The organism is Bradyrhizobium sp. IC4059, assembly GCF_020193615.1.
GTDB classification, from domain to species: Bacteria; Pseudomonadota; Alphaproteobacteria; order Rhizobiales; family Xanthobacteraceae; genus Bradyrhizobium; species Bradyrhizobium yuanmingense.
In genome coordinates, this window is record NZ_JADYVH010000016.1 from 1 (window position 1) to 23,047 (window position 23,047).

The window sequence follows — 23,047 nt, forward strand, 5'->3', positions numbered from 1 at the left end:
CTGGACGCCGATCGCCGCGGAGCAGACCTCGAGCGGTTACGAGGTGGCGTGGAAGTACTCGGGCAGCGATCAGTTCGCGATCTGGACGATCGACAGCAGCGGCAACTTCGCCACCAGCACCGGTCAGGTGTCAGGCACCAGCGCCACGCTGGAGCAAGCCGAGAGCCGCTTCCATCAGGACCTCAACGGCGATGGCGTCACCGGCATCCCCACGACCAGCATCGAAGCGTTCGGCAGCACGAGCCTGGTGCAGAGCGGCAGCAATTTCTACATGAATCCTATAGCCGGCGGCTCAGGACCTGCGCTGAAATACGTCGGCTCGCCGGTGGTGGCCGGCCAGTTCGGCGCCTGGACGCCGATCGCCGCGGAGCAGACCTCGAGCGGTTACGAGGTGGCGTGGAAGTACTCGGGCAGCGATCAGTTCGCGATCTGGACGACCGACAGCAGCGGCAACTTCGCCACCAGCACCGGTCAGATGTCAGACACCAGCGCCACGCTGGAGCAAGCCGAGAGCCGCTTCCATCAGGACCTCAACGGCGATGGCGTCACCGGCATCCCCACGACCAGCATCGAAGCGTTCGGCAGCACGAGCCTGGTGCAGAGCGGCAGCAATTTCAACATGAATCCTATAGCCGGCGGCTCAGGACCTGCGCTGAAATACGTCGGCTCGCCGGTGGTGGCCGGCCAGTTCGGCGCCTGGACGCCGATCGCCGCGGAGCAGACCTCGAGCGGTTACGAGGTGGCGTGGGAGTACTCGGGCAGCGATCAGTTCGCGATCTGGACGACCGACAGCAGCGGCAACTTCGCCACCAGCACCGGTCAGGTGTCAGGTACGAGCGCCACGCTGCTGCTGGCGGAGGCCCGGTTTCATCAGGATCTCAATGCCGACGGGACGATCGGGCCGGTTGCGTCTCACGCAATCGACTGGCATCTCCATGTTTGAACACTGAGCCCCATCGCATGGGACAGCAGCGACTGCCGCGATGACGGTGGAAGAGTGGCTGCGGCGGGTCATTCGGCCCTGAGCCCTCTGTTTCCCAAAGGCGAGGGACGGCTAGCCAACGCGGTGATATTCAGCGCCTCGCAGTTCACTTTCGTGTCGGCACGGTCGTCGACATGGACGTTCACGTAAGCTGCGTGACGCCAGGTGATGGCGGGTGCCAACCGAGTTTGATTGAACGGTCAAATGTGCCCGCATTCCAGTGTTAACCGGAGCCGACCCCAGACCGCAGCAGGCAGTCAATGAAAATCGTCATTCTCGCGGGAGGTCTCGGCACCCGAATCTCCGAAGAGACCAGCACGCGACCCAAGCCCATGGTCGAGATCGGCGGCCGACCGATCCTCTGGCACATCATGAAAATCTACAGCCGTCACGGCTTCAATGATTTCGTGATCTGCCTTGCTACAAGGGTTACACGATCAAGGGAGTATTTCGCGAACTACTTCCTGCACATGTCCGACGTGACGTTCCATCTTGCCGAGAACCGGATGGAGGTCCACCGCGAAACCGCCGAGCCCTGGCGGGTCACGCTGGTCGATACCGGCGATAACACTCAGACCGGCGGCAAGCCGAAGCGGATGCTGTCTAATGTCGCGGATGACCCCTTTTTTGCGTTGACCTATGGTGACGACGTCGCCGACATCGATCTCGTCGCCGAGATCGCCTTTCACAAGGCGCACGGGCGCTAGGCCACCGTCTCGCTGGCGCGGCCGGCCAAGCGGTTCGCGGCGATTGCGATCGAGGGCGATCGCGCCGTCAACTTCGAGGAGAAGTCAGGCGACGACGGCGGCTGGATCAACGCCGGATTCTTCTGTGCTGTCGCCGTCGGTCGGTGACCTGATCGCGAGCGACAGCATGATCTGGGAACGCGAGCCCATGGAGCAGCTCGCCCGCGGTGACGATTTGCGCGCGTATGTTCATCCCGGTTGACGAACGAGTGACCGTTGATGCCGGCGTACGGGATCGCCGAACCTTGCATTTTGCAGCTGATCGGGCCGTGGCGCGGGGCCAATTTTGAAAGTCAAGCGAAGGCTCGGGTGTTTTCGCCTCGGCGCCCAAACGCAATGAGATTGCGATGAATCATCATCGCGCTTTAGGTTGTTGTTTGCAAGATCTTTTAGGAAAACCGCTGCGCACGGATCATGCTTTAATTCCGGCCAGCGCGCCGCCATAAGCCGCGCATGACGTATCCGATATCGCCGTGGGCAAGCATCCGGGCGAGGCGGCGCAACTGGGAGTAGGCGACGCTCAAGCCTGACGGTGCGCGTCCACCGCGAATTGCCAGGTTCTCCTTCGCAAAACGTTCGGCGAGGACACTCGTTTTCGATTGGCCATGATACCGGAGGCAGCCCCAATGCTCCCGAACGTGGACCGCGCGTCCAGACTTGAGGAGGCGCATGAACCAATCATAGTCGAACGAGCAATTGTACTGCTCATCGAGAGTTCCAACGCGCTCATGCAGGGCGCGGCGCCAGAATGCCGCCTGGTTCGCGAGCACCATGCCCTCTGCGAATAGGCTCTCGTAGGTTGGCTTGACATATCTGACATCACGGATCGGCGCGCCAGCTTCATCGACGAGGACGATATCGGCCAGAACGATGTCGGCATCGGGATAGCGTCGAGTGGCGACGGCAAAGGATTCGAAAGCTCCGGGCAAATAGAAATCGTCGGAATTTTGCCAGCCTACCCAGTCGCCGGTAGCGCGCTCGAACCCCTTGTTGAGAGCGTGCACTTGGCCGCGATCTTTCTCGCTAACCCAAAATGTCAAGCGGTCACTGTAGCTTTCGAGGATCTCGCGGGATCCATCTGTGGAGCCACCGTCGATGACGATGTATTCGAGTCCAGGATAATTCTGGTCAAGAACGCTGTCGAGCGTCTGGGACAGGAAGGGTGCTTGATTGAAGGACGGCGTGACGATCGACAGGGTCGGGAAGGAGGCGGTCGTCCCGCGGAAAGCTTGGTCATTCGTCATAGTCATCTCACCGAGAGTTTGCAGAATTTCGAATAGGCCAGCCGCGCAAGTGCGGATGCTCGGATCTCGTGACCAGTGATGCTGAAAAGCCCAGCAAGAGACTAGCTGTCGACGACAAAAGAATTCGGCCATAGAATTGATCGAGAATTATGAAGAATAAGAGCAATGCGAGCACAACAATCGCTGGGCGACTTGTGCAAGGGAGACGATCAATCGCCAAGCCGATTAACGAGAATGTCGCTGTGGCGAGCAGTATTACGTACGCGATCCCCCCAACAGCGCCCATCTCGACGAAGGCTTGCAAAATAGTGCTATGCGGAAAGCTGCCTGGGCAAGAGTGGGCGGCGAAATTTTCGAGCCCGATTCCGAATACTGGCGTTTCTTGAAAAAGTAAGAAGCCTTTTTTAAACAGCCAGATCCGAATCGGCGTCGAATCAACCATTTTATTAAGGTGATCACACTCCTCCTGCGAGACTCGTCCCAAGTCCGGAACGCCAGCGCCCGCCGGCGGTTCTAGCGGCAGATAGGTACGCACCATGAAGTCGCGGGCAACGTGGTTCAATATCAGTGAGAGCGTGGCTCCGAAAAGTATGGCGGTGAACACGACAATGCGTTCGCGGCGTCCATCGCGGGTGGGTGCCATTACCATTAGCAAGGCAGTCGCGATGGTCGCGATAACGACGCCGCGCGCCCCGAGTACCACGAGCGCAGCGGTGACCAGCGCGGCGATCATCGGCCTCGTCCAGGTTGCGATCGAGTATTTCCCGGACGCGCCGCTGGCTTGGATCACGACGGAGATGCCGAGCGCAACGGCCACGATCAGTACGCCGTGGTTAAGGCCCAGCATGACCGGTCGTAAATTATCGCCCGCCGTCAACTCCAGTGAGAACCGCCACGCGATCGCTGCTGCGCTTACTGTCAGCGTTATCGCTGCGAGGATCTTGAGAAAGCGCGTTATGTCCTGCGCGGAAACGAGCCTCGCTGCAGCGTAGGGGCCGATCCAGAACGTCACGAGGAGGGCCCAGTCGCGTAGACCTGCATGGAGTGTGAAAACCTTGAGATGGACCGCAAGCAAGACAGAAACGAGGCAGAATGTAACGTCTATTGCTGTAATGCTCACCTGGCGACGGATGAAGTTCGGCAGAAGGAGAGCCAGAGGTATAAGCCAAACAGCTACCGACCAGACAGCAAAATAAGAGGATTCGTGGTTGATACCTAACAATTGTAATGAGAGAAAATACATCAGCGACGCGATTGGCAGGAGGCTCAACAAAGTGAGGCTGAGTGATCGAAGTAAAACGCCGCTCATCGTTCACAAGCTCTCTTCCGAAAGTTACTTTGGCCCTCGCATTGAGGTTTGCATCGTCAGATTGACGCGGAAAAGCAGACATCGCAAAAGGTTTCTTGCTCTCCGATAGAAGAGGGGATCTACGATGCTCGCGAGCTCGGCAAGCGATGCTTGATTGATTGCAACCTGGTCCGGCATCGGCGGCGACGATTCCGGTAACTCGTGAGTTAGGCCTCGCCATAGCAATTTTGAACGGGAGGTATGAGTTCCCGAGCTGTCGAGCCCATCATTCCGAACGAGGCTGATGGGCGGGTAGAGCACTAGCCCATCTCGGCGGAACACCGACCAGTACCATCGAATTGCCCAACTATCTACGCGGCCCGCTTCTTGTCTCTGTAGCATGTCGTAATAGGCAAATAACCCACCAAGGTCGAAGCGCGATCTAAGCGCGTAGTTGGAGCGCAAGGCATCGGTATCTCGGGCATCGGGATCAAAATCGTGCCACGATCGTTCCCATGTAGCCCAGCCCCAAGACGTCGTGACTGGCAAAAACCGTGCCTTCGAGTTCGGCGATGCGTTGCTTCGCGCAAACGCAAATCCAGAGATCTGCATGACGCGTGGATCATCTGCAAAGGTATCGAGGCCGGTATTCATATAGTCAAGAAATGCAGGTGAGACGGTCAGGTCGTCTTCGACAACAATGACGCGGCCGTATTGATCGCATAAGCGAGTGACACCGGCGATGATCGAGCGGGCGAGGCCCTGGTTCTCGGTCGAGATGACGAGGGTCTTTCGTGGATGGTCGAAGGCCTCGACGATGGTGCGCACATCCGCGACCGCCTGGTCGTCGCGCGTGCCGCGAGGACCGTCGCAGAAAATATACAAATCAGTGTTTTCTATTCCCCTGCAGCGAGCGAGCGATGCTAGCGTGGCTCTCGTCTTTTCAGGTCGGCGAAAAACGAAAAGTGCTATCGGAGCAGACATTATGAAGTTGTTCCGTTCCCCCGAATTCAGGACTTACCCCTCCATCCTTCGGCCGCTTGTGATCATCTGTCAAGAAGTGCAGGCTGTTGGAGAAGGTTTAAATGAAGTTCGCGGCGATCTCTTGCTCCAGGTCGCGGCACTTGAAATTGCACTATGCTGTCTTCAATCGATGCACCCGCTTCACGTTGATCCGCTAACCGTCGCGCCGCAGGATGAAGGCTCGTGATGAGTGCCGCGACAAGCGGGAACCGCGGGACAGGCCGCGTCTGATCGAGACTGCGAAGCGCGCCCCAACTCCAGGGCGTGTGCGCGAGATCGGCTCCTCTGCCTCCGTCGGCTGCAAGCCAGCTCGATCTGTGCTCTGTAACCGGGACTTCATCGGTGGCCGAGGCCCTTGCCAGAGCTAGCTGAGCTGGAAATTCGCACTGAGGCTGGTCCAAGAACTCGCGGACCAGCGCATCCTAGATTGGCCCCGACCTAGGCGGGACCTCCTGTGATCTCGGCAAGGAAGGTCCCCAACGATCCCATGAGCCCATCGATCAGGCGGACCGTTAGCGGCAATTATTCGCGGTAGACGATCCAAGCGAACCTCGTTATGACCCACATATAGACCTTGAGGGACAGGTGGTGACTAGGAGTTGGTTGTGTCGCGAAGCCTGAGCGGAGAACTTGCCGAAGCTTTTGAGGCTGCAGTCGCCCGGCGGAATGCGTCACGGATACAGCGACTGGTCGCCGACCCCCTGCGCGCTGTGACGCCTGCTTTTCTGCGGACGCTCGGGCACGTCAAGGAAGTTCCTGCCCAAACGTTCTGGGGCGAGACAATGCGGGTTGTGGTTCCCGAGCCGGTTTCGGCAATGATCTATCGCTTCGGCTATTACGATGAGAACGTTTGCCGTTTCTTGCTTGCAGCTCTGCGCGAGGGCAACACGTTTGTGGATATTGGCGCTCACTTTGGGTTTTTTTCGAAACTTGCCGTGCGGCTCGTCGGAGGGAGCGGGCATGTGGTTGCGTTCGAGCCCATGCCGCGGACACGCAGCCTGCTGAGCGCGAACCTTTCCGGCTCCATCGGAGCCGGTTGCGCAAGCATCGTCGAGTACGCCGCTTTCGATGAGGAAAAAACACTCGAGTTTCGCGACTACGGGGATGCGCATTCATCGTTCAACTCTGCATTCGTTGGACGCGGGCTCGAGCGAACCGGAATCCCTGTCGATGTTCGGGCGCGCCGCTTCGACGATATCTGGAACGAGCTGGGCCATCAACGCATCGACGTCATGAAGATCGATGCAGAGAGCGCCGAGCTGAGGGTTTTGATCGGTGCCGAACAATCGCTTGCGAAATACAAGCCTGTCGTCATCGCAGAATTCGGCGATTTCGACCTTCCGAACGTTCCCGCTTCGCGATCCATCGTTGAATGGCTGCTTCCCCGCGGTTACGTCGCGTTTGAGGCATCAAGAAGTGGCCCCAGGCCACACCAGGCCCAGGTCAGGTATGGTTATACCAACCTGATGTTTGTGCCGCGCGACAAGCTGGGCCTTATCGATGCGCGCGACAGTCACTAGGCAGGCGATAGCCTCCCAAGCCGATGTTGTTATCCAGGGCGTCGCACTCGCATTTCTGTACGGGTACCTCCTGCGTTCTCTCGGCTCGGATCAGGTCGGTCTTTGGGCAGTCGTTTTCAGCATCGCCGCGATTGGACGCGGCGCCGATCTCGGTCTGTCGAGGGGATTGATACGTTACCTTCCATTGCAGACCGATGACCCTCGGCGATCGCCGGATCTGGTCGATTCCGCAGTCGTGGGGACTCTCGTTCTACTTGCGCCGTTGGGCCTCATCTCGGCCGCAGCATTGTGGTTCCTAATCCCGTTATCCGTCCAAGGTTCCTTGCATGAAGCGCAAGCGCTGGTCCCATGGGCGCTGGTTCTGCTTGCGATCATGACGATGGGGCAAGTTTATCTGAATGCGCTTACGGCGGTTTTTCGTACCGACCAGCGATCCTATGCAAACATCACCGCGACCCTGGTCATGCTCTCGGCAACCGTATCCCTTGTGCCGGTCTACGGACTTCTCGGTGTCGCATGGGCGCAGATCATCCAACACGTTGTTTCGATCGCAGTTTCTGCCTTGCATCTGAAGCGCAGCCTTCCGGGATTTCGTTTCGTGCCACGAAGAGCCGGGCGCAAGGACATGCGCCTGCTCTTCGCCTACGGATTGAAGTTGCATGTTGCAGGCCTTGCCATGTTGGTATTTGAGCCAGCTACCCGGATCATCTTGGCCAGGGTCGAAACGCTCGACGCCGTCGCCTACTACGATATGGCCTCTCGCTTGCTCCAGCAGGCGAGAAACCTGATCGTCATGGCAAATCAGGTCATGTCGCCCTACTTTGCCCGGCTTTCCGCGCTCTCTCGCGTAGAGCTTCTGGCTGCCTATCGCTCGGCCTTGTCCATGACGCTCTTCTTCTCGCTGCCGACGATGGCATTCCTTGTCGTGTCGGCTCCCCTGATCGCAATACTGTGGATAGGCAAGAGCAATGATTCTTTTGTCGTCTTCGTTGCGGTACTCAGCGTAGGCTGGACCATCAACATTTTGAGCGCGCCCTCCTACTTCCTGGCGACCGCCGCGGGATACCTGTCTCCCGTCGTCGTTTCCCACCTGCTGATCTCCGTTGGCAGTTCCGTTCTTGCGTATGCATTCAGCCTGCTCGCCGGCGAGCGCGGAGTTGTTGTCGGCGTCACGTCCGGGCTCGTCGTCGGAAGCGTTTGGTGCATGCGAATGGTGCATGCCAACAGCCTTGGTGGGTCGGAACATCTGTGGCGGCCTTCGGATCTGCGCTTTGCAATTCTTTGCGTCGTTGGGCCGATAGCAAGCCTGACATTCTATTTCGCTATGCGCGCGTCGCTCGGCACATCGACAAGTGCGCTGGCGGGGTTGGCTGGCGGAACGCTCGTGATCGGATTGGCCGTTTTGACCAATCCCTCAACAAGGCTGATACGCGATAGTTTGCTGCCGTCGCTAAGGCGGCATGGCGGAAGGAAGGCCGTTGACATATGAGCATGAAGCACCTCGCCACTGCATTTCTCGCCAAGTTTGATCTTCACATCGAACGCTTGTCCAAGCATCCGAAAGAAACGCTTCTCGGACTTACGAGCGAAAACGTACGAAATGTGCTGGATATCGGAGCCAATACGGGACAGTTCGCGCGTGTGGCGCTCAACCGATTTCCCCGCGCGAAGATCTGGTGCTTCGAGCCGCTTCCCGCGGAATACAAGCTCTTGAAAGGCATGGAACAGGGCAGTGACGGTCGCATGACCGCCCTGAACTTCGCGCTCGGAGCCAAGCAAGGCGTGGTGAACATGCACTTCCATAGCGAGCATTCGCCGTCGTCGTCGCTGATGCCGACGACTGGGATGTGTGAGGAGCTCTTTCCCCAAACTCGTGCTCAGACCAGCGTTCCCGTCGAAGTCCGGACGCTGGACGGCGTTTGCGCCGAATTCCCGACGCCACCGCTCGAAGATCTCGTGATCAAGATAGATGTTCAGGGTTATGAAGCCGAAGTCATTGCGGGAGGCAGGAAAACGATAGCGGCGGCGAAGGCGGTGATCGTCGAGATTTCCTTTGACGAGCTCTACAAGGGAGCTCCAACCTTTGAAGACCTGAGTAAACTTCTGGGCGAGACGGGACATCGTTTCGCCGGAGCCATAGAGCAATTCACTGCAGGGGACGGCCACGTCATCTTCATGGACGCACTGTTCAAGAAGCTCGGATAGTCCTCGGCGACAGAAGGATGAGACACTGCCCTGGCGGCCAGCATTTCGTGATAGTCGTTGCCGTTTCGCGAAGTGGGCCGTATGACGCGACATGTCGGGGGGATATACGTGTGATTGCGAGCCGCCTTTTGTCAGCGAAGGTCATCTAGCCATGTGCGGGATTGCGGGTATCGTTCATTTCCGTGGCAACGCGATTGAGCAGGAGGCGATATCGCGCTTGACGAATCTCCTGGCCCATCGCGGCCCGAATGGCGCGGGGACCTGGTTCAGCGCCGATCGCGATGTCGCCATGGGGCATCGCCGGCTGGCGGTTATCGATCCGGGAGAGGGCGGCTACCAGCCGATGTTGTCGGCTGATCGTCGCCATGTGATCGTCTTCAATGGCGAAATCTACAATTTCCTCGAGCTTCGGCGCGAACTTGAGGAGCGGGGCGCGATCTTCCGCACTCAATCGGATACCGAGGTCATTCTTGCTGCGTGGCGGGAATGGCGGGAAGCGATGTTGTCGCGCTTCAATGGCATGTGGGCGCTGGCAATCTACGACACCGAAACGAGGGAACTGTTCCTCGCGCGGGACCGCTTCGGCGTCAAACCGCTGCTCTATGCGATGTCGCCGGAGCGCTTTGTTTTCGCATCGGAGCAGCGCGCCCTGGTGCGAAGCGGTCTGATCGGGACATCGCTGGATGTCGACGTAGCGCGGCGGCTGTTGCTGGATGCCTTCGGAGTCGAAGGGAGCGAGCGGACCCTATGCCAGGACGTGCGCCGCTTGCAGAGCGGCCATTGCTTGTGGCTGCGTCATGGGCACGTAGAGATTCGACGCTGGTGGCGCACCATCGATCACTTGCCGGAGGTGCCGAAAACCGAAGCCGAGCGCGTTGAGCGTTTTCGCGAATTGTTCCAGGATGCCGTCGCGCTGAGGATGCGCAGCGACGTACCAATCGGGACCTGCTTGTCGGGAGGGTTCGATTCGTCAGCGGTGATTTGCACCATGGCTTCGCACGAAAAGGCCGGGATGGGACCGCGCGACAGTACGTCGTGGCGCCACGCCTTCGTCGCAACATTTCCGGGCGCATCGAATGATGAGCGGCCAATGGCCGAGGAGGCGGCCGCGTGGGCGGAAGTCAACCCGACCTATCTGGAGATCGGTCGGGCGGACGCTCTGACGGAGCTGGACCAGATCCTCGACGACAATGATGACGTCTATATCGGGCTCCCGAGTGCGATCTGGTTGATCTATCGTGAACTCAAACGTCAGAACGTGCCGGTGTCGATCGATGGCCATGGGGCCGATGAGTTGATGGGGGGCTATTTCCAGGGAGGGCAATACGGCGCTTTCTGGATTAGAAATGCCCTTGCGGGAATTTCCTCGAATTCAGCGTTGACCAGGCGTGGCGTCGATCTGTTGAGGGCGCTGATGATCAAGCGTCAGGGGCAGTATTTCCTGCGCGGCGGACTGCGCCAGGTTCCGGGCCAGCTCAGTCTTGTGGGCGATGACGACGTCCTGCCGCGCGATTGGGGCGCGTTCAATCGCCGCCTCTATCGAATGTTTCACGGCACCGTATTGCCGACAATTCTGCGAAACTACGATCGCCTCTCGATGGCCCATGGCATCGAGGTCCGGATGCCGTTCATGGACTGGCGCCTGGTAACCTACACGATGGCGTTGCCGGAGAGCAGCAAATCCTCCAATGGTCTCACGAAAGTCATTGCGCGGCGGGCAATGGAAAATCAGATGCCGGAGTCCATCCGCATGGGACGCCGGAAGGTGGGGTTTAACTCGCCGATGCCGGAGTGGCTGAACGGGCCTCTTGCCGGCTGGACGGCCAGCCTGCTCGATCAGAACGTTCCGGCATTCGCCGAGTTGGTGGACGAGCCTGCGTTGCGCCGGGCGGTCAGCCGCTTGACAACATCGACGGCCTGGGATTGGGAATCGGTCGGACGAGTTTGGCCGTATCTCAACATGAAATGGATGCTGGCGAGGAGCACTTGACGAGTTACGTCGGCCCTTAGAGGGCCGATCGATCGTCATCGTCGGCGGCTACTCGCGGCACCATTCCGCCCGCGCGAAAGCGCTGGAACAGGTGTCCGGGCTGCCGCAAATGCTTGAGGTCGTGTTCCACCTTCGATGCATCGCGCTTGACGCGTCTGGCCGAAACGGGCTGGCTCGCTTGTTTCCGAAACCTGGATGGCCTAGACGGCCGCACACGGTAGCCAAAATCAGCCGGCCACCGTATTTGGGAGGCCGTTGTACGAACGTGTCGGAACGTCCAAAAATCGTCCTCAACGGAGCCGTTGACATGGCGGGAATGGATCGAGGAAATATGGGCTGTTTCGAGGCGATTGGATGCGGCGCCCCGGGACGGAGGGAATTCCCCCTGGCATGAGCGCAGGCGTCACGATGCTGACTTATCAATCCCCGGAACTGGCGTTGACCGTCTCTGGCCAGCCGCCAGCAGGGATCATTTAGGACCTCGATCATGCGCACAGATGCCCCCGTGCATGCGGCCAAATCCCTGGTCGACGCAGCCGCGGCACCGCTTTTCAAGATGCGCCCGAGACCGTTCGGGCCAGGCTATCAGACCGTCAAGCGCCGTATCATCGGGCGCGCGATCGATCAGGGAGTCCTGCGCGAAGCCAGCGAATTGCCACCGGCCTACGGCATCGCCATGGATGAGCGGGTGGTCGAGTATCCCTGGGCCTTCTGGCGGCTCCCCAGGGGAGGCAGGATGCTTGACGCGGGTTCGACCTTCAACCACGATTTCCTCCTGTCTCGCCCGCCCCTGAAGGATCTTGACCTCACCATTATGACGCTTGCGCCGGAAAAGCGGTGCTACTGGCACCTCGGGATTTCCTACGTCTTCGGCGATCTCAGAAGGACGCTTTTTAACGATCACGTGTTCGATGTCGTGGCGAGCATTTCCACGATCGAACACATCGGCCTTGACAACGCGATGCTGTATTCCGGCGACATGCGACATGCCGAAACCGACGAGAATGGGTTCGAGGCAGCTGTCCGCGAGTTTCGGCGCGTTCTCAAACCCGGCGGCACCTGTTTGATTTCTGTTCCGTACGGCCAACGTACGAATCTCGGCTGGTATCAGGTGTTCGATCAGGAGAAGATCCAATCCATCGTCACGGCCTTTGCGCCGACGTCTCATGTCATCGACTATTTCGGCTACAGCCGGAACGGCTGGTCGCGCGGCAGTTCTTCCGGTCTCTCCGATGCGACCGTCTATGACGTTCACAGCGGGGAGGGTTGGGCCGACGATCTCGCCGCATCGTCCCGTGCCATCGCGTGCCTGCAGTTGACCGCATGAACATTGACTACCTGATCCAGCGACTGATTGGACGTCCGACCTGCGTGTTGGAGGACGGCGCCGTGCTTGGCTCCAGCGCGAGGATCAGGAATATCTTCGGTCAACGTGACCGCATCAGGGTCGGATCGCATTCGCAGGTCCTGGGAGAGCTTCTGACGTTTCGTCACGGCGGGCGGATCGAGCTTGGTTCATGGTGCTATGTCGGCGAGAGCAGCCGAATCTGGTCCGCCGGCTCCATCATCATCGGCGATCGCGTTCTCATCTCTCATTCGGCCAATGTGTTCGACAACCTGACTCATCCGCTGAGCGCGCAAGCGCGTCATGTGCAGATCAGGGACATATTCAAGTCCGGCCATCCCAGGGAGATCGATCTCGGCGAGCGACCGGTACGGATCGGCAACGATGCCTGGATCGGCGCGAACGCCATCGTGCTGCGCGGCGTGAACATCGGGCAGGGGGGCGTTGTTGCGGCCGGGGCGGTCGTCACCAAGGATGTGCCGCCCTATTCGGTCGTGGCGGGCAACCCGGCCGTCGTGGTGAGGGAGCTTGAGGCCGATGTCGGCTGAAGCGAAGATGCGCAACTGGGAGGACGCGGTGGTGTGGCTGCGCGAGCAGCCGGATCAGCGCCAACTGGTGCTCGATGCCTACTATGACGATCCCCTGACCCAGGCCGCGGAGCGATACTTCCGGAGCGGCGAGTGGCACGAGATCGCCAAATTGCTCGCGGGCCGCAGCGGCAAGGCGCTCGACGTGGGCGCCGGCCGGGGCATTGCCAGCTATGCGCTGGCCCGGCAGGGTTTCGACGTCACCGCGCTGGAGCCCGACGGCAGTGCCATCGTCGGCGCGGAGGCAATCCGTAAGCTCGGCCGCGACACCGGACTTGCTATCGAGGTGGTTCAGGAGTTTTCGGAAGGGCTGCCGTTCGAGGATGGGACGTTTGACGTAGTGTTCGCGCGAGCCGTACTGCATCATACTCGTGACCTCGACGCCGCGTGCCGCGAGATGTATCGCGTGCTGCGCCCTGGGGGCGTATTTCTAGCCTTGCGCGAACATGTGATCAGCCGTGAAGAAGATCTGAACTGCTTCCTGGAGCAGCACCCGCTTCATCGGCTCTACGGCGGCGAGCGCGCCTATCTGCTTAATCGTTACTATACGGCGTTGCAGAGGGCCGGGTTCTCGCGCATCGAAATCCTGACACCGCTGAGGAGCGCGATCAATCTCTTTCCCCACTCGCGAGAGAGTCTGCGGGCGGCGATCATCGACCGGCTTTCCCGATATATTCCGAGGCGCGCACTGTTCGAGTTCTTGCTCGGCCGAGGACGCGGCTTCGACTATCTATTGTCTCTCGCCGGATACTTCGACAATCGTCCAGGCCGACTTTATTCTTTTGTCTGCCACAAGGGCGTCCCATGAGCGTTTGGGTCACAGGCGGCAACGGCTTCATCGGGCGCCATCTCATCGGTCAACTGGCCCGAGAGGGCGAAAGCGTGTATGGTGTTGGTCATGGTGCGATTGACGAAACGGATCGACGGAAGCTTGGCCTGAGAGACTGGATAAATGGCGAGATCATCACGCCGAACCTGGACGGTCTTGTGCAACGCGGGGGCGCTCCCAGCGCCATCTTTCACCTCGCCGGCGGGTCATCGGTCGCGCGTTCGATAGAGCAGCCCTACGAGGACTTCTCCCGCACCGTTGCAACGACGGCAAGCCTTTTGGAGTGGCTGCGCCATTCAGTGCCCGAGTGTCGGCTGATCGTGGCCTCCAGCGCTGCCGTGTACGGAGCGCATCATGCAGGCGCAATTTCAGAGCAGGACAACGCGCAGCCCATGTCGCCCTATGGACATCACAAGCTGATCATGGAGCAACTCTGCCGCAGTTATGCGGTTTCGTTTGGTATCCGGGCTACCATCGTTCGATTGTTTTCGGTCTACGGTCCCTTACTGCGCAAACAGCTGTTGTGGGATCTCTGCTTGCGGCTCGGGGAAGGCCAGCGCGAACTCGTGCTCGGCGGCACCGGCAACGAGACTCGTGATTGGATTGATGTACGGGATGTCGTGCGACTGCTAGCGGAACTCGCGCGAGCCGACGGTGCGCCCCTGAAGGTGCTGAACGGCGGCAGCGGCGTTCCAACCAAGGTTGCAGAGATCGCCCATTTGGTGACGAAAGCTTGGGGCGGCCATACCTCCGTGCGGTTTTCGGGTGTCGTCCGTGCGGGAGATCCCTTCAGCTTGGTCGCCGACGCCAGACAGCTCGCCTCCATCCCATTCAGCTGGCGTATCCCAGTCCAGGATGGCATTGCCCAGTATGTGAGCTGGTTCAAGGGGCGGGCCCATTGAGCGATGCCCGCCCCATCCGGCTCGCCTTCACCTTGATTTCTCGCAAGGCCTGGGCGGGCGGCTACAATTATCAATTGAACCTTTTCCATGCGCTTGCAAAATACTGCCCTGGCGCGATTACGCCGGTGGTGTTCGCAGGCAAAGCTCACGATGCTGGCGAACTGGCACCCATCCGAAAGGTGCCAGGTGCCGAGACTATTTGCTCGGCGCATTTTGATCGTCCCGCGCTGGCATCGTTGCTGCCGACCATGTTCGCCCAGGATCGCGACGCGATCTCCATCTTTCGCGATCACGATGTCAATGCGGTGTGGGAGAACGCCCGCTTCTTTGGATGGAACTCCCCCTATCCGACCGTAGCCTGGATGCCTGACTTCCAGCATCGGCAGTTGCCTCATCTGTTCTCGAATAAGGCGAGACGACGGCGTGAATTGGGTTTTCAGATGCAGGTCCTGTCCGGCCGCACTATCATTCTGAGCAGCCGCAGCGCCGAGCGCGATTGCCTTTGTTACTATCCGCGTACGAAGGGCCGGACCGCCATCGTGAGGTTCGCCAGCGAGCCTTCGGCCGATCTCCTCAAGCTGGATCCAGAAGAGGTGCTTCAAAGATACGATCTGCCGAGAACGTACTTCTATGTCCCTAATCAGTTCTGGCGCCACAAGAACCACAGGATCATTCTGGAAGCGCTTGCCTTGCTTGGGGAGCGCGGCATCCACCCCGTTGTCGTCGCATCCGGCGGCGGCGATCCGCATGAACCGGAGTATCTTGATCAAATCCTGCGCGAAGTGGCAGACCGCGGTCTGGAGCGGCAGTTCCGGTATCTCGGGATGATCCCGCTCGCCGATGTCTATGCCCTCCTGCGTGCCTGCGGAGCGATGATCAATCCGTCGCGGTTCGAGGGCTGGAGCACAACGGTGGAGGAAGCCAAGTCGTTCGGCGTTCCGATGATACTGTCCGATATTGACGTGCACCGTGAACAAGCAGAACAGCGCGCGCGTTATTTCGGCACGGACGATGCCGCCGCGCTCGCCGCCCACATCCATGATCTTGAGCATCCTGCCTTCGTCGTGCGCGACATGAACAATCAACTGGGCGAACGTGTGCGGGGATTCGCCGAAAGCTTCGTCTCGACCATCAAGCAGGCAATCCGAGCCCATCGGCATTGATCGGCAATCATTGGAGTGCAACGACATGAATCGACCGGTCGTTCTCGTCACCGGCGCGACCGGATTTATCGGGCGCAATCTTGTTCCCTTGCTCGATAGCAGCGGTTTTCGCGTGCGCCGGGCATTACGCGAGGGACGAGCCGGGAAGGATGATGTCCTGGTCGGCTCGGTCGGACCGTCCACTGATTGGGGCGCGGCGCTCGAGGGGGTGCACTCCGTGATCCATCTGGCCGCCCGGGTGCATCATCCCAAGGAAGAGCACGCGGGCGGACTTTATGACGCGGTGAATATGCAAGGCACCATGCAATTGGCCCAAGCAGCCGCGCGGGCGGGGGTATCCAGGTTCGTGTTCCTGAGCACGATCCTGGTCAATGGAAGCTCGACCGACGGGAGGGGACCTTTTAAGGCGGACGACGCAACGGCGCCGCGCGGTGTCTACGGAAAGTCCAAGGCGGCCGCAGAGAACGCTCTGCGGCGCATCGGGGCTCAATCCAAAATGCGGATAGCTGTAGTGCGCCCGCCGCTGGTGTATGGACGCGAGGCGCTTGGTAATTTTCGTCAACTCGTCGGCGCGATCAGACGGCGGATTCCGCTTCCGCTTGGCCTTGTCGACAACAAGCGCGCATTCATCAGCGTGCAGAATCTCGTGTCCTTTGTCGCGCATTTGGTCGACTTCGACCTTGGTTCGGCGTATCAAGTCTACTTGGTTGCCGACGACGAGCAGATCTCGACCGCGGCTTTCGTTCGCCGCATCGGCAAGGCCATGGATAAGCCCGTCGTTCTTCTGCCTGTCCCTCCTTCGGCGCTGGCGCTCGTCCTTCGGGTGATCCGGCCGGAGCTGCGCCACAGCCTGTTAGGATCCATGGAAATTGACACCTCCGCCGCCCTGTCGACTGGCTGGAGAACGCCGCTCAGCATGACCGAGGGATTGCGGCTGGCGGTGGGTACATCGGCTTCGTCCTAGACACCCATCCGAGTCATTCGGTAGCTGCTCAGCTGACGCACCGGCGAAAACGTTGTGCGTGCTCATCGTTGCTCTGAAAGGTCGGGGCTGCGCAACAATTCGCCGATCAGGCCGGCATAGGCGTTCATCGCGACGGTCCGGTCAAACTTTGCAGCCGCCTTCACCGCGCGTCCCGCCATGGCGCCGTTGTCGGCACGGGATGCCGCCCGGATTGCGTCGGCCAGCTGATCAGCGCGGCCCGGCGGCACGACCCAGCCGAGCCCGCTCTCCACCACCGTCAGTGCGGCCTCGGCCTCCGGCTCGGACACCAGCACCACGGGACGGCCGACCGCCAGCAGGTTGTAGAACCGGCTCGGCACCGACACGCCCGCAACGTCCTTCCGGTACGGGATGATCCAGACATCGGCGGACGCCAAAAGCGCCTCCAGCTCGGAATCTTCGACCCGCCCGACGAAGGAGACGTTGGCGAGATTCGCAGCCGCCTGCAATTGCTTCAGCCGTTCGAAGCCGATGCCCCAGCCCGACAGGAGGAAGTGAACGTCCGTCTCGTCCTCCAGAAGGCGCGCCGCCTCGAACACAATCTCCGGATCATGGGTAAAGCCGAGATTGCCCGACAGGCCGACGATGAAGCGCGCGGCGATCGCCTTGCGGAACGGATTGTCCGGCGTGATCGGCCGCGGTGCGGGCACGAGTGTTGCCCAGTTCGGGATGAAGCGGATCTTGTTCCGCGTCATTCCGGGATAGCTCAGCAGCGGCCGCTCCGCGTCGCGGCCGATGGTGATGACGGCATTGAGCGCGCGGAACATCAGTCCGTTGACGGCCCGCATCGCCCACGTCCCGAACGAGCGGGGCTTCAGCAGGCCCGCCATCACCAGAACGTCGGGGAAGAGGTCGTGCATGATCAGGGCCGAGCGCGCGCCCCTCAGCCTCGCCGCCGCCGTCACTGCGTAGGGCAGCATGAAGGGCGCAGTGACGGTGAGCACGACATCGCCGCGCCTCAACTGCCGCGTCAATGCGACGAAGGTGCGCGAGGCGAACAGAAGCTCCGACACCGCGCGCCGTACCAGCGCCGCCTTGCCTGGAATGCGGTTTTTGATCGCGACTACGCGCGGCTTGCCCGGACAGGTTTGCGAGGCCGGCAACGCGCCCGGCCAGCCCGAGAGTACAACGACCTCGTGCTCGTCTGCGAGATGGCAGGCGATCTCGGCCATGATCGTCGCCGTCGTGCTGGTATCCGGCGGATAGTGCTGGCTCGCGACGACGATCTTGCTCAATGGCTGCATGGTCAGGCCGCGGTCGAACCGAATTCGGGGACCGCGTCCTTCAGGACGGTCCTGATGGTGGCGCGATCATCGCGTAGGATCGCCTGCTCCAGCGCCGCGATCCATTTGCGCAGCGTCTGCATCCGCGGTTCGTTCGGCTGCGCAGCCATGATTCCGGGGACGCCGATTTCGCGGGTCGGCTCCTCCGAGGCGAACAGGATCTCGTGCAGGCGCTCGCCCGGGCGCATGCCGGTGAACACGATTTCGATGTCGTGGCCGGGCTGCAGACCGGACAGGCGGATCATGCGCTCGGCGAGATCGACGATCTTCACCGGCTGGCCCATGTTGAGCACATAGACGGAGACGTCGGGACGCTGGGTTCCGAGCGCATGCGTGGCCGCGGTGATCACGAGATCGCAGGCCTCGCGGATGGTCATGAAGTAGCGGACCATGGCGGGATGCGTCACGGTCACCGGGCCGCCGGCCTCGATCTGGGCCTTGAACTTCGGCACCACCGAGCCGTTCGAGGCCAGCACGTTGCCGAACCGCACCGAGATCAGCCGCATCGGCGGCTTGGCCCCGCGTGCGCCGGCGGCGAGGTCGTGGTCCAGCGCCTGGCAGTACATCTCCGCGAAGCGCTTGGTCAGGCCGAGCATCGACACCGGCTCGATCGCCTTGTCGGTCGAGATCATCACCATCGCCTCGGCGCCGGCCGCCACCGCGGCGTCGGCAACGTTGATCGAGCCGAAGATGTTGGTCTTGACGCCTTCGCTCCAGTCGCGCTCGAGGATCGGAACGTGCTTGAGCGCCGCGGCGTGGAATACGATGTCCGGCTTGAACTCCGCCATCACGCGCGTGATGCGCTCCCGGTCGCGGATGTCGGCGATCCGCGCTTCGATCGCAGCTGCCGCCCGGCGGGCGGCGAGCGCTTCGGAGATCGCATAGAGCGCCGGCTCCGAGTTCTCCACGATCAGAAGCCGCGCGGCACCGAAGGCCACGACGCGCTCGCAGATCTCCGAGCCGATCGAGCCGCCGCCACCGGTGACGAGCACGGCCTTGCCCCTGATCAGGGCCTCGAGGCGCGCATAGTCGATCTTCTCGCTCGGCCGCAGCAGGAGGTCCTCCACCGCAACCGCCGTGAGCCGCGGCGTGTCGCCGCTCTCCAGCGAGGGCATCCGGTTGACGATCACGCCGAGCTTGCGCGCCCGCATCAGGACGGATTCCGGATGGGCCTCCGGCTCGAACGCCGACGGCGTCATGATGAGGCGCGCGATCGGCTTGTTGCGCTTGGCGAAGTCGGCGATGACGTCCTCGACGTCGTCGATGCCCCCCAGCACCGGCACGGTGCGGATGAGCTGGCCGCGGTCGGCGCTCGACGGCGACAGCACGCCGACCGGCCAGATCCGCTTGATCGCCCCGCTCTCGATTCCGCGCAGCAGCACCTCGGCATCCGCAGCGCGGCCGATCAGCAAGGTCGGCGCAGCATCGCCGGTCCTCGCATCACGGCGCACCCGCGTATAGCGGAAGTAGCGGTAGGCCATGCGCAGCGCGCTGAGGAAGGAAATCTCGAGGAACCAGTAGAGGACGATCGTCACCTTGCCGAGAAAAAAGGAGCCGCGGACGTTGGGGGCAACGAAGATGTAGTCGAGCACGAGCAGCGCAAAGGTCAGCACGGTCGCCGCGCGAATGATGTTCAGCGCGTCCGGCAGCGAGATGAAGCGCCACTTGGTCGTGGTCAGGTTGAGGACGAAGAAGACGACCACGCTGAAGGCGAGCAAGTAGGGCAGGATCTGGAACAGCAGCGGCAGGCGCTCGAAGAAGTCGTCGCCGCCCTCGAATCGCAGATAGAAGGCGGCAAAAAGCGCCGCCGTGGTCGCGAGCAGGTCGTGGAGCGCGATCAGGAAATTGCGCAAGGTGAGATGCGAAAGACGCGTCATTAGCTCACTGATCTCGGACTTCGGATCTACCGTGCTACGGCTCTTGCCTAAAGAGAATGACATCCATCTGAAATCCCACGTTCCATCAGCGGTCGCAAGGTTCGACAGGGCTAAATCGTATTTTGACGATGGCCCAACACCGAGGTTGCCAGTGAAGCTGCCTCCGCAGTTGACCAATCTGAGCAGGGTACTTGAGGACAATTTATTGAACGCCATGACACCTTGTGCTACCTTGCAGCAATGTCTTCTCCGGATCGGCCATGCCCTGGCCAAAGCGGCAACAATCGCACGGATACGCTCACTGGACCGATGTATGAGCGACCTCCATCGGCAGGGTTTCAAAGCTGATAGCACCTGCCTTTGGACAACTATGGTCTTGCGGTGGCGGTTCGCTCTACTGTAGCTTTCAACGCGTCCACGTGGGCCCGAATTGCTCTTGTTTCGGCGACGTTGGTTGGGATTTCTTCCGTGGCTTTTTCTACCTTGGTCATGCGAAGATTCAATTCGGCCAGTCCCCTGTAGATCAGGTCCAGATACATTGTTTCGCTCTTCTTGGCCTCAGCTAATTCCTTGGCTAAAAAGTCAAATCGTTCGGTTGATGGTTGCTGGATCTGCTTAAAGTATGCTTCTTCGGTCCGCCATATCGCGAGCCTCTGCATTTGCAGGAGGCCCATGAAGACGAGGTTTGCCGCAAGCAACGTCACCAAAATTACACGCCAGTTTTCCTTGAACATCCGATTCCTTCCGATACAAGAGCGCTTATCACCTGGCGCTGGCTGACGGACGCGCAAACGTTTGATTACCCCCAAAATCAAAGGGCGCCGGTTCACGCTGGCGGGGCTCTTTCCGCAATCGCCCACGTTCTAACTACGGTCTGAGGATCGATTCGAGGTTCCCTTGATGGGCATGGAGATCTAGGCGATGGCACGGTTATAGCGGCTCGCAATGGTTGGGTTCTACCCTTCTCGACAGTTTTACGGGTCTTCCGGTCTGTTTCCTACCAACTCGTTTACTCTCGTACCAACCCTCCAATCGCGGTGATCGCATCGTGTATTCCGATTTGCGGGGGCGGCGCTCCCAGTATCCTTCCCGATCCCCGCACCTGCTCTCGCTAGCGGTACATTTGCCGCTATGCTAAGGGCTGCAGCTTCAGGGCGAAAGCGATCGATTGAAATGTGCGGAATTGCCGGTATCGTAAATTTCGATGGTGAACCGATCGCCCGTCAGTCCATCGTTCAAATGACTGAAACCCTGGCACACAGGGGCCCGGATAGCTCCGGGATCTGGGTCGAGGACCATGTCGGTCTTGGACATCGCAGGCTCGCGATCCGGGACCTGTCGCCCGCCGGCGCCCAACCAATGATCGATCCCGGTGCGAAGATCGCGGTCTCCTACAATGGCGAACTCTACAACGACGTTGAACTTCGGCGAACGCTCGGCAACACGGCGGGTGCCAGGTTCCACACCAGCTGCGATACCGAAGTCATCGCTCCCAGTTATCGTCTCTGGGGCAAAAACGCGTTCCTGAAATTCGAGGGCATGTACGCGATTGCGCTTTGGGATCAGGAGAACGAGCGCCTCATTCTGGCGAGAGATCCGATCGGGATCAAACCCCTTTATTTTTCCTTCGTTGGGCGGTCGTTGCGGTTTGCAAGCGAGATCAAAGCTCTGCTGGCGCTGCAAGATCAGCCGCGGCAACTTTCACCGCAAAGCCTGCATCGGTTCTTTGCGCAGGGCTATCCCGGACCAGCGCGCAGCCTGATCGACGGGATCGAGCCGCTGCCGCCCGGCAGCACGCTCGTCGCGGACCGGAACGGTTGGCGCGTCGAACATTTCTGGCAACCCAAGCGGCACACCAAGATCGTGAGCTTCGAAGAAGCCCTTTCCGGTTTCGATCAGCTCTGGCCCGAGGTGGTTGATGATCAGCTCATCAGCGACGTGCCGGTCGCTCTGTTGTTGAGCGGCGGAATCGACAGCGCGCTGATCGCCACCGCGCTGCCTGGTCGCTCGGACCTGTCGGCCTATACCGCCAGTTTCGGCGAAGCCGCCTTCGACGAAAGTGGACTCGCCGCGGTCACCGCCAGACACACCAATCTACGCCAGCGTTTTGTTTCGATCGATACCGAGGAAGATATCGAGGTTCGCTTTCTGGACGTTGTCGCCAAGGTCGATGGCCAGCTGGCCGATTCGAGCGCTTTGGCATTTTATTCTCTTTGCCAGAAGGCCGGCCGGGAAGTCCGCGTCCTGCTGACCGGTGATGGCGCCGACGAGTTCTTCGCCGGCTATGAAACCTATCGCGCCACCCGCGTTGCAACGGCCGTGGGGCCTTTGTTTCCGAAATTCGCGATGCGACATCTTTCAGACGCGCTGTTTGCGAAAGCGGCGGCGAGCCAGGCCAAGGTGGGAGCCGCGGAAAAATTCGCGCGATTGCTCGCCGGCATGGCGAACGGTGGCGCGCGGCCACACCCGCAATGGCGGCGATATCTATTTCCCGAACAGATCCACACCCTCTATGGCACCGGGATGAAGGACATCGATCGCGAGGCTGATGCCCTCGACGAATATGCCGCGGCACTCGGCACCGAAGGCTCCGCGGCGGACCGGGCCCTCGAGGCGGATCAGCGTTACTATCTTCCCGGCGACATGCTGATGAAGACCGATTCGATGAGCATGGCGCACGGCGTTGAGGTGCGGGTGCCGTTCCTCGATCGGCGCGTCATGGAATTCGCCAATGGCCTCGACGTGGCGGTGCTCAGCCCGCTTCGCGGTCCGGACAAGCGCATTCTGCGGGCCTATCTCGAGAGACACGGTCTGCCAAAGGACCTGACACAGGGGACTAAAAAGGGCTTCAATATTCCGGTGGCAAGCTATCTGCGCCATGGCCTGAGGTCGCTTGGAGAAAGGCTGCTGGACAGGGAGGCTGACTGTCTGGCGCCCTTCCTGCAGCCGGATGCCGTGCGGCGACTCTGGCGAGAGCACGTTGACGGAAATTCCCGTTATAGTTACACCCTCTGGACCTTGCTGACCTTGGCGACCTGGCGAACAACGGCCAATGTCTAG

At 60.4% G+C, this 23,047-nt stretch carries 19 protein-coding genes and 1 pseudogene; 14 read left to right on the top strand and 6 right to left on the bottom strand.

Annotated features, from left to right (window positions below; genetic code table 11):
- A pseudogene (locus I6F12_RS33400) lies at window positions 1-943 on the top strand (protease); the annotation flags it as partial.
- A 299-nt stretch (window positions 944-1,242) separates the two neighbouring features.
- Window positions 1,243-1,689, top strand: a complete 447-nt coding sequence (locus I6F12_RS33405; RefSeq protein WP_275970693.1) for a sugar phosphate nucleotidyltransferase — start codon at window positions 1,243-1,245, stop codon at window positions 1,687-1,689.
- A gap of 458 nt (window positions 1,690-2,147) precedes the next feature.
- On the opposite strand, the gene I6F12_RS33410 is transcribed toward I6F12_RS33405, so the two are convergent.
- From I6F12_RS33410 to I6F12_RS33420, 3 genes are read right to left on the bottom strand one after another with little or no spacing between them, the layout of a single operon-like run.
- Entirely contained in the window at window positions 2,148-2,972 is an 825-nt protein-coding gene (locus I6F12_RS33410; RefSeq protein ID WP_225144433.1) for a glycosyltransferase family 2 protein, read from the bottom strand.
- A gap of 7 nt (window positions 2,973-2,979) precedes the next feature.
- On the bottom strand, window positions 2,980-4,281 hold the full coding sequence (locus tag I6F12_RS33415; protein WP_225158210.1) for an O-antigen ligase family protein: 1,302 nt from the start codon (window positions 4,279-4,281) through the stop codon (window positions 2,980-2,982).
- 24 nt (window positions 4,282-4,305) lie between these two features.
- Window positions 4,306-5,145 carry a hemolysin activation protein gene (locus I6F12_RS33420; protein ID WP_225144431.1) on the bottom strand — a complete coding sequence of 280 codons (840 nt, stop codon included), beginning with the start codon at window positions 5,143-5,145 and terminating at the stop codon, window positions 4,306-4,308.
- Between the two features lie 100 nt (window positions 5,146-5,245).
- Here I6F12_RS33420 and I6F12_RS33425 point away from each other — a divergent pair, with 100 nt between their 5' ends.
- The 11 genes from I6F12_RS33425 (at window position 5,246) to I6F12_RS33475 (ending at window position 16,788) form a co-directional block, all read left to right on the top strand.
- Window positions 5,246-5,470 carry a hypothetical protein gene (locus I6F12_RS33425; protein WP_225144430.1) on the top strand — a complete coding sequence of 75 codons (225 nt, stop codon included), beginning with the start codon at window positions 5,246-5,248 and terminating at the stop codon, window positions 5,468-5,470.
- A gap of 418 nt (window positions 5,471-5,888) precedes the next feature.
- Window positions 5,889-6,803 (top strand): FkbM family methyltransferase, encoded by a 915-nt coding sequence (locus I6F12_RS33430; protein ID WP_225144429.1) that lies wholly within the window; start codon window positions 5,889-5,891, stop codon window positions 6,801-6,803.
- Window positions 6,784-8,292 carry an oligosaccharide flippase family protein gene (locus I6F12_RS33435; protein ID WP_225144428.1) on the top strand — a complete coding sequence of 503 codons (1,509 nt, stop codon included), beginning with the start codon at window positions 6,784-6,786 and terminating at the stop codon, window positions 8,290-8,292. Before I6F12_RS33430 ends, I6F12_RS33435 begins: the two co-directional genes overlap by 20 nt.
- Window positions 8,293-8,294: 2 nt before the next feature.
- Complete coding sequence (locus I6F12_RS33440) at window positions 8,295-9,008, top strand: FkbM family methyltransferase (protein WP_225158211.1); 714 nt, start codon at window positions 8,295-8,297, stop codon at window positions 9,006-9,008.
- Between the two features lie 151 nt (window positions 9,009-9,159).
- The gene (gene asnB, locus I6F12_RS33445) at window positions 9,160-10,998 is read left to right on the top strand and encodes an asparagine synthase (glutamine-hydrolyzing) (RefSeq protein ID WP_225158212.1); all 1,839 of its coding nucleotides are present in this window, start codon (window positions 9,160-9,162) and stop codon (window positions 10,996-10,998) included.
- 487 nt (window positions 10,999-11,485) lie between these two features.
- Window positions 11,486-12,325, top strand: a complete 840-nt coding sequence (locus I6F12_RS33450) for a class I SAM-dependent methyltransferase (RefSeq protein WP_225158213.1) — start codon at window positions 11,486-11,488, stop codon at window positions 12,323-12,325.
- Between the two features lie 44 nt (window positions 12,326-12,369).
- Window positions 12,370-12,891, top strand: a complete 522-nt coding sequence (locus I6F12_RS37405; RefSeq protein ID WP_345944199.1) for an acyltransferase — start codon at window positions 12,370-12,372, stop codon at window positions 12,889-12,891.
- A complete protein-coding gene (locus I6F12_RS33460; protein ID WP_225144424.1) occupies window positions 12,881-13,738 on the top strand; it encodes a class I SAM-dependent methyltransferase in 858 nt (285 codons plus the stop codon). The genes I6F12_RS37405 and I6F12_RS33460 overlap by 11 nt, the downstream gene beginning before the upstream one ends.
- Window positions 13,735-14,661: an SDR family oxidoreductase gene (locus I6F12_RS33465; protein WP_225144423.1), complete on the top strand. Its 927-nt coding sequence runs from the start codon at window positions 13,735-13,737 to the stop codon at window positions 14,659-14,661. Before I6F12_RS33460 ends, I6F12_RS33465 begins: the two co-directional genes overlap by 4 nt.
- On the top strand, window positions 14,658-15,824 hold the full coding sequence (locus I6F12_RS33470; RefSeq protein ID WP_225144422.1) for a glycosyltransferase family 1 protein: 1,167 nt from the start codon (window positions 14,658-14,660) through the stop codon (window positions 15,822-15,824). The genes I6F12_RS33465 and I6F12_RS33470 overlap by 4 nt, the downstream gene beginning before the upstream one ends.
- 25 nt (window positions 15,825-15,849) lie before the next feature.
- Window positions 15,850-16,788, top strand: a complete 939-nt coding sequence (locus I6F12_RS33475) for an NAD-dependent epimerase/dehydratase family protein (RefSeq protein ID WP_225158214.1) — start codon at window positions 15,850-15,852, stop codon at window positions 16,786-16,788.
- A 62-nt stretch (window positions 16,789-16,850) separates the two neighbouring features.
- Here the strand turns inward: I6F12_RS33475 and I6F12_RS33480 are convergent, their stop codons facing one another.
- The 3 genes from I6F12_RS33480 to I6F12_RS33490 all read right to left on the bottom strand — a co-directional run bounded on the left by I6F12_RS33480 (window position 16,851) and on the right by I6F12_RS33490 (window position 20,721).
- The gene (locus I6F12_RS33480) at window positions 16,851-18,071 is read right to left on the bottom strand and encodes a glycosyltransferase family 4 protein (RefSeq protein WP_225158215.1); all 1,221 of its coding nucleotides are present in this window, start codon (window positions 18,069-18,071) and stop codon (window positions 16,851-16,853) included.
- A gap of 2 nt (window positions 18,072-18,073) precedes the next feature.
- The gene (locus tag I6F12_RS33485) at window positions 18,074-19,987 is read right to left on the bottom strand and encodes an SDR family NAD(P)-dependent oxidoreductase (RefSeq protein ID WP_225158216.1); all 1,914 of its coding nucleotides are present in this window, start codon (window positions 19,985-19,987) and stop codon (window positions 18,074-18,076) included.
- A 368-nt stretch (window positions 19,988-20,355) separates the two neighbouring features.
- Window positions 20,356-20,721: a hypothetical protein gene (locus tag I6F12_RS33490; RefSeq protein WP_225144418.1), complete on the bottom strand. Its 366-nt coding sequence runs from the start codon at window positions 20,719-20,721 to the stop codon at window positions 20,356-20,358.
- 439 nt (window positions 20,722-21,160) lie between these two features.
- On the opposite strand from I6F12_RS33490, the gene asnB (I6F12_RS33495) reads away from it, so the two are divergent.
- Complete coding sequence (gene asnB, locus I6F12_RS33495; protein WP_225144417.1) at window positions 21,161-23,047, top strand: asparagine synthase (glutamine-hydrolyzing); 1,887 nt, start codon at window positions 21,161-21,163, stop codon at window positions 23,045-23,047.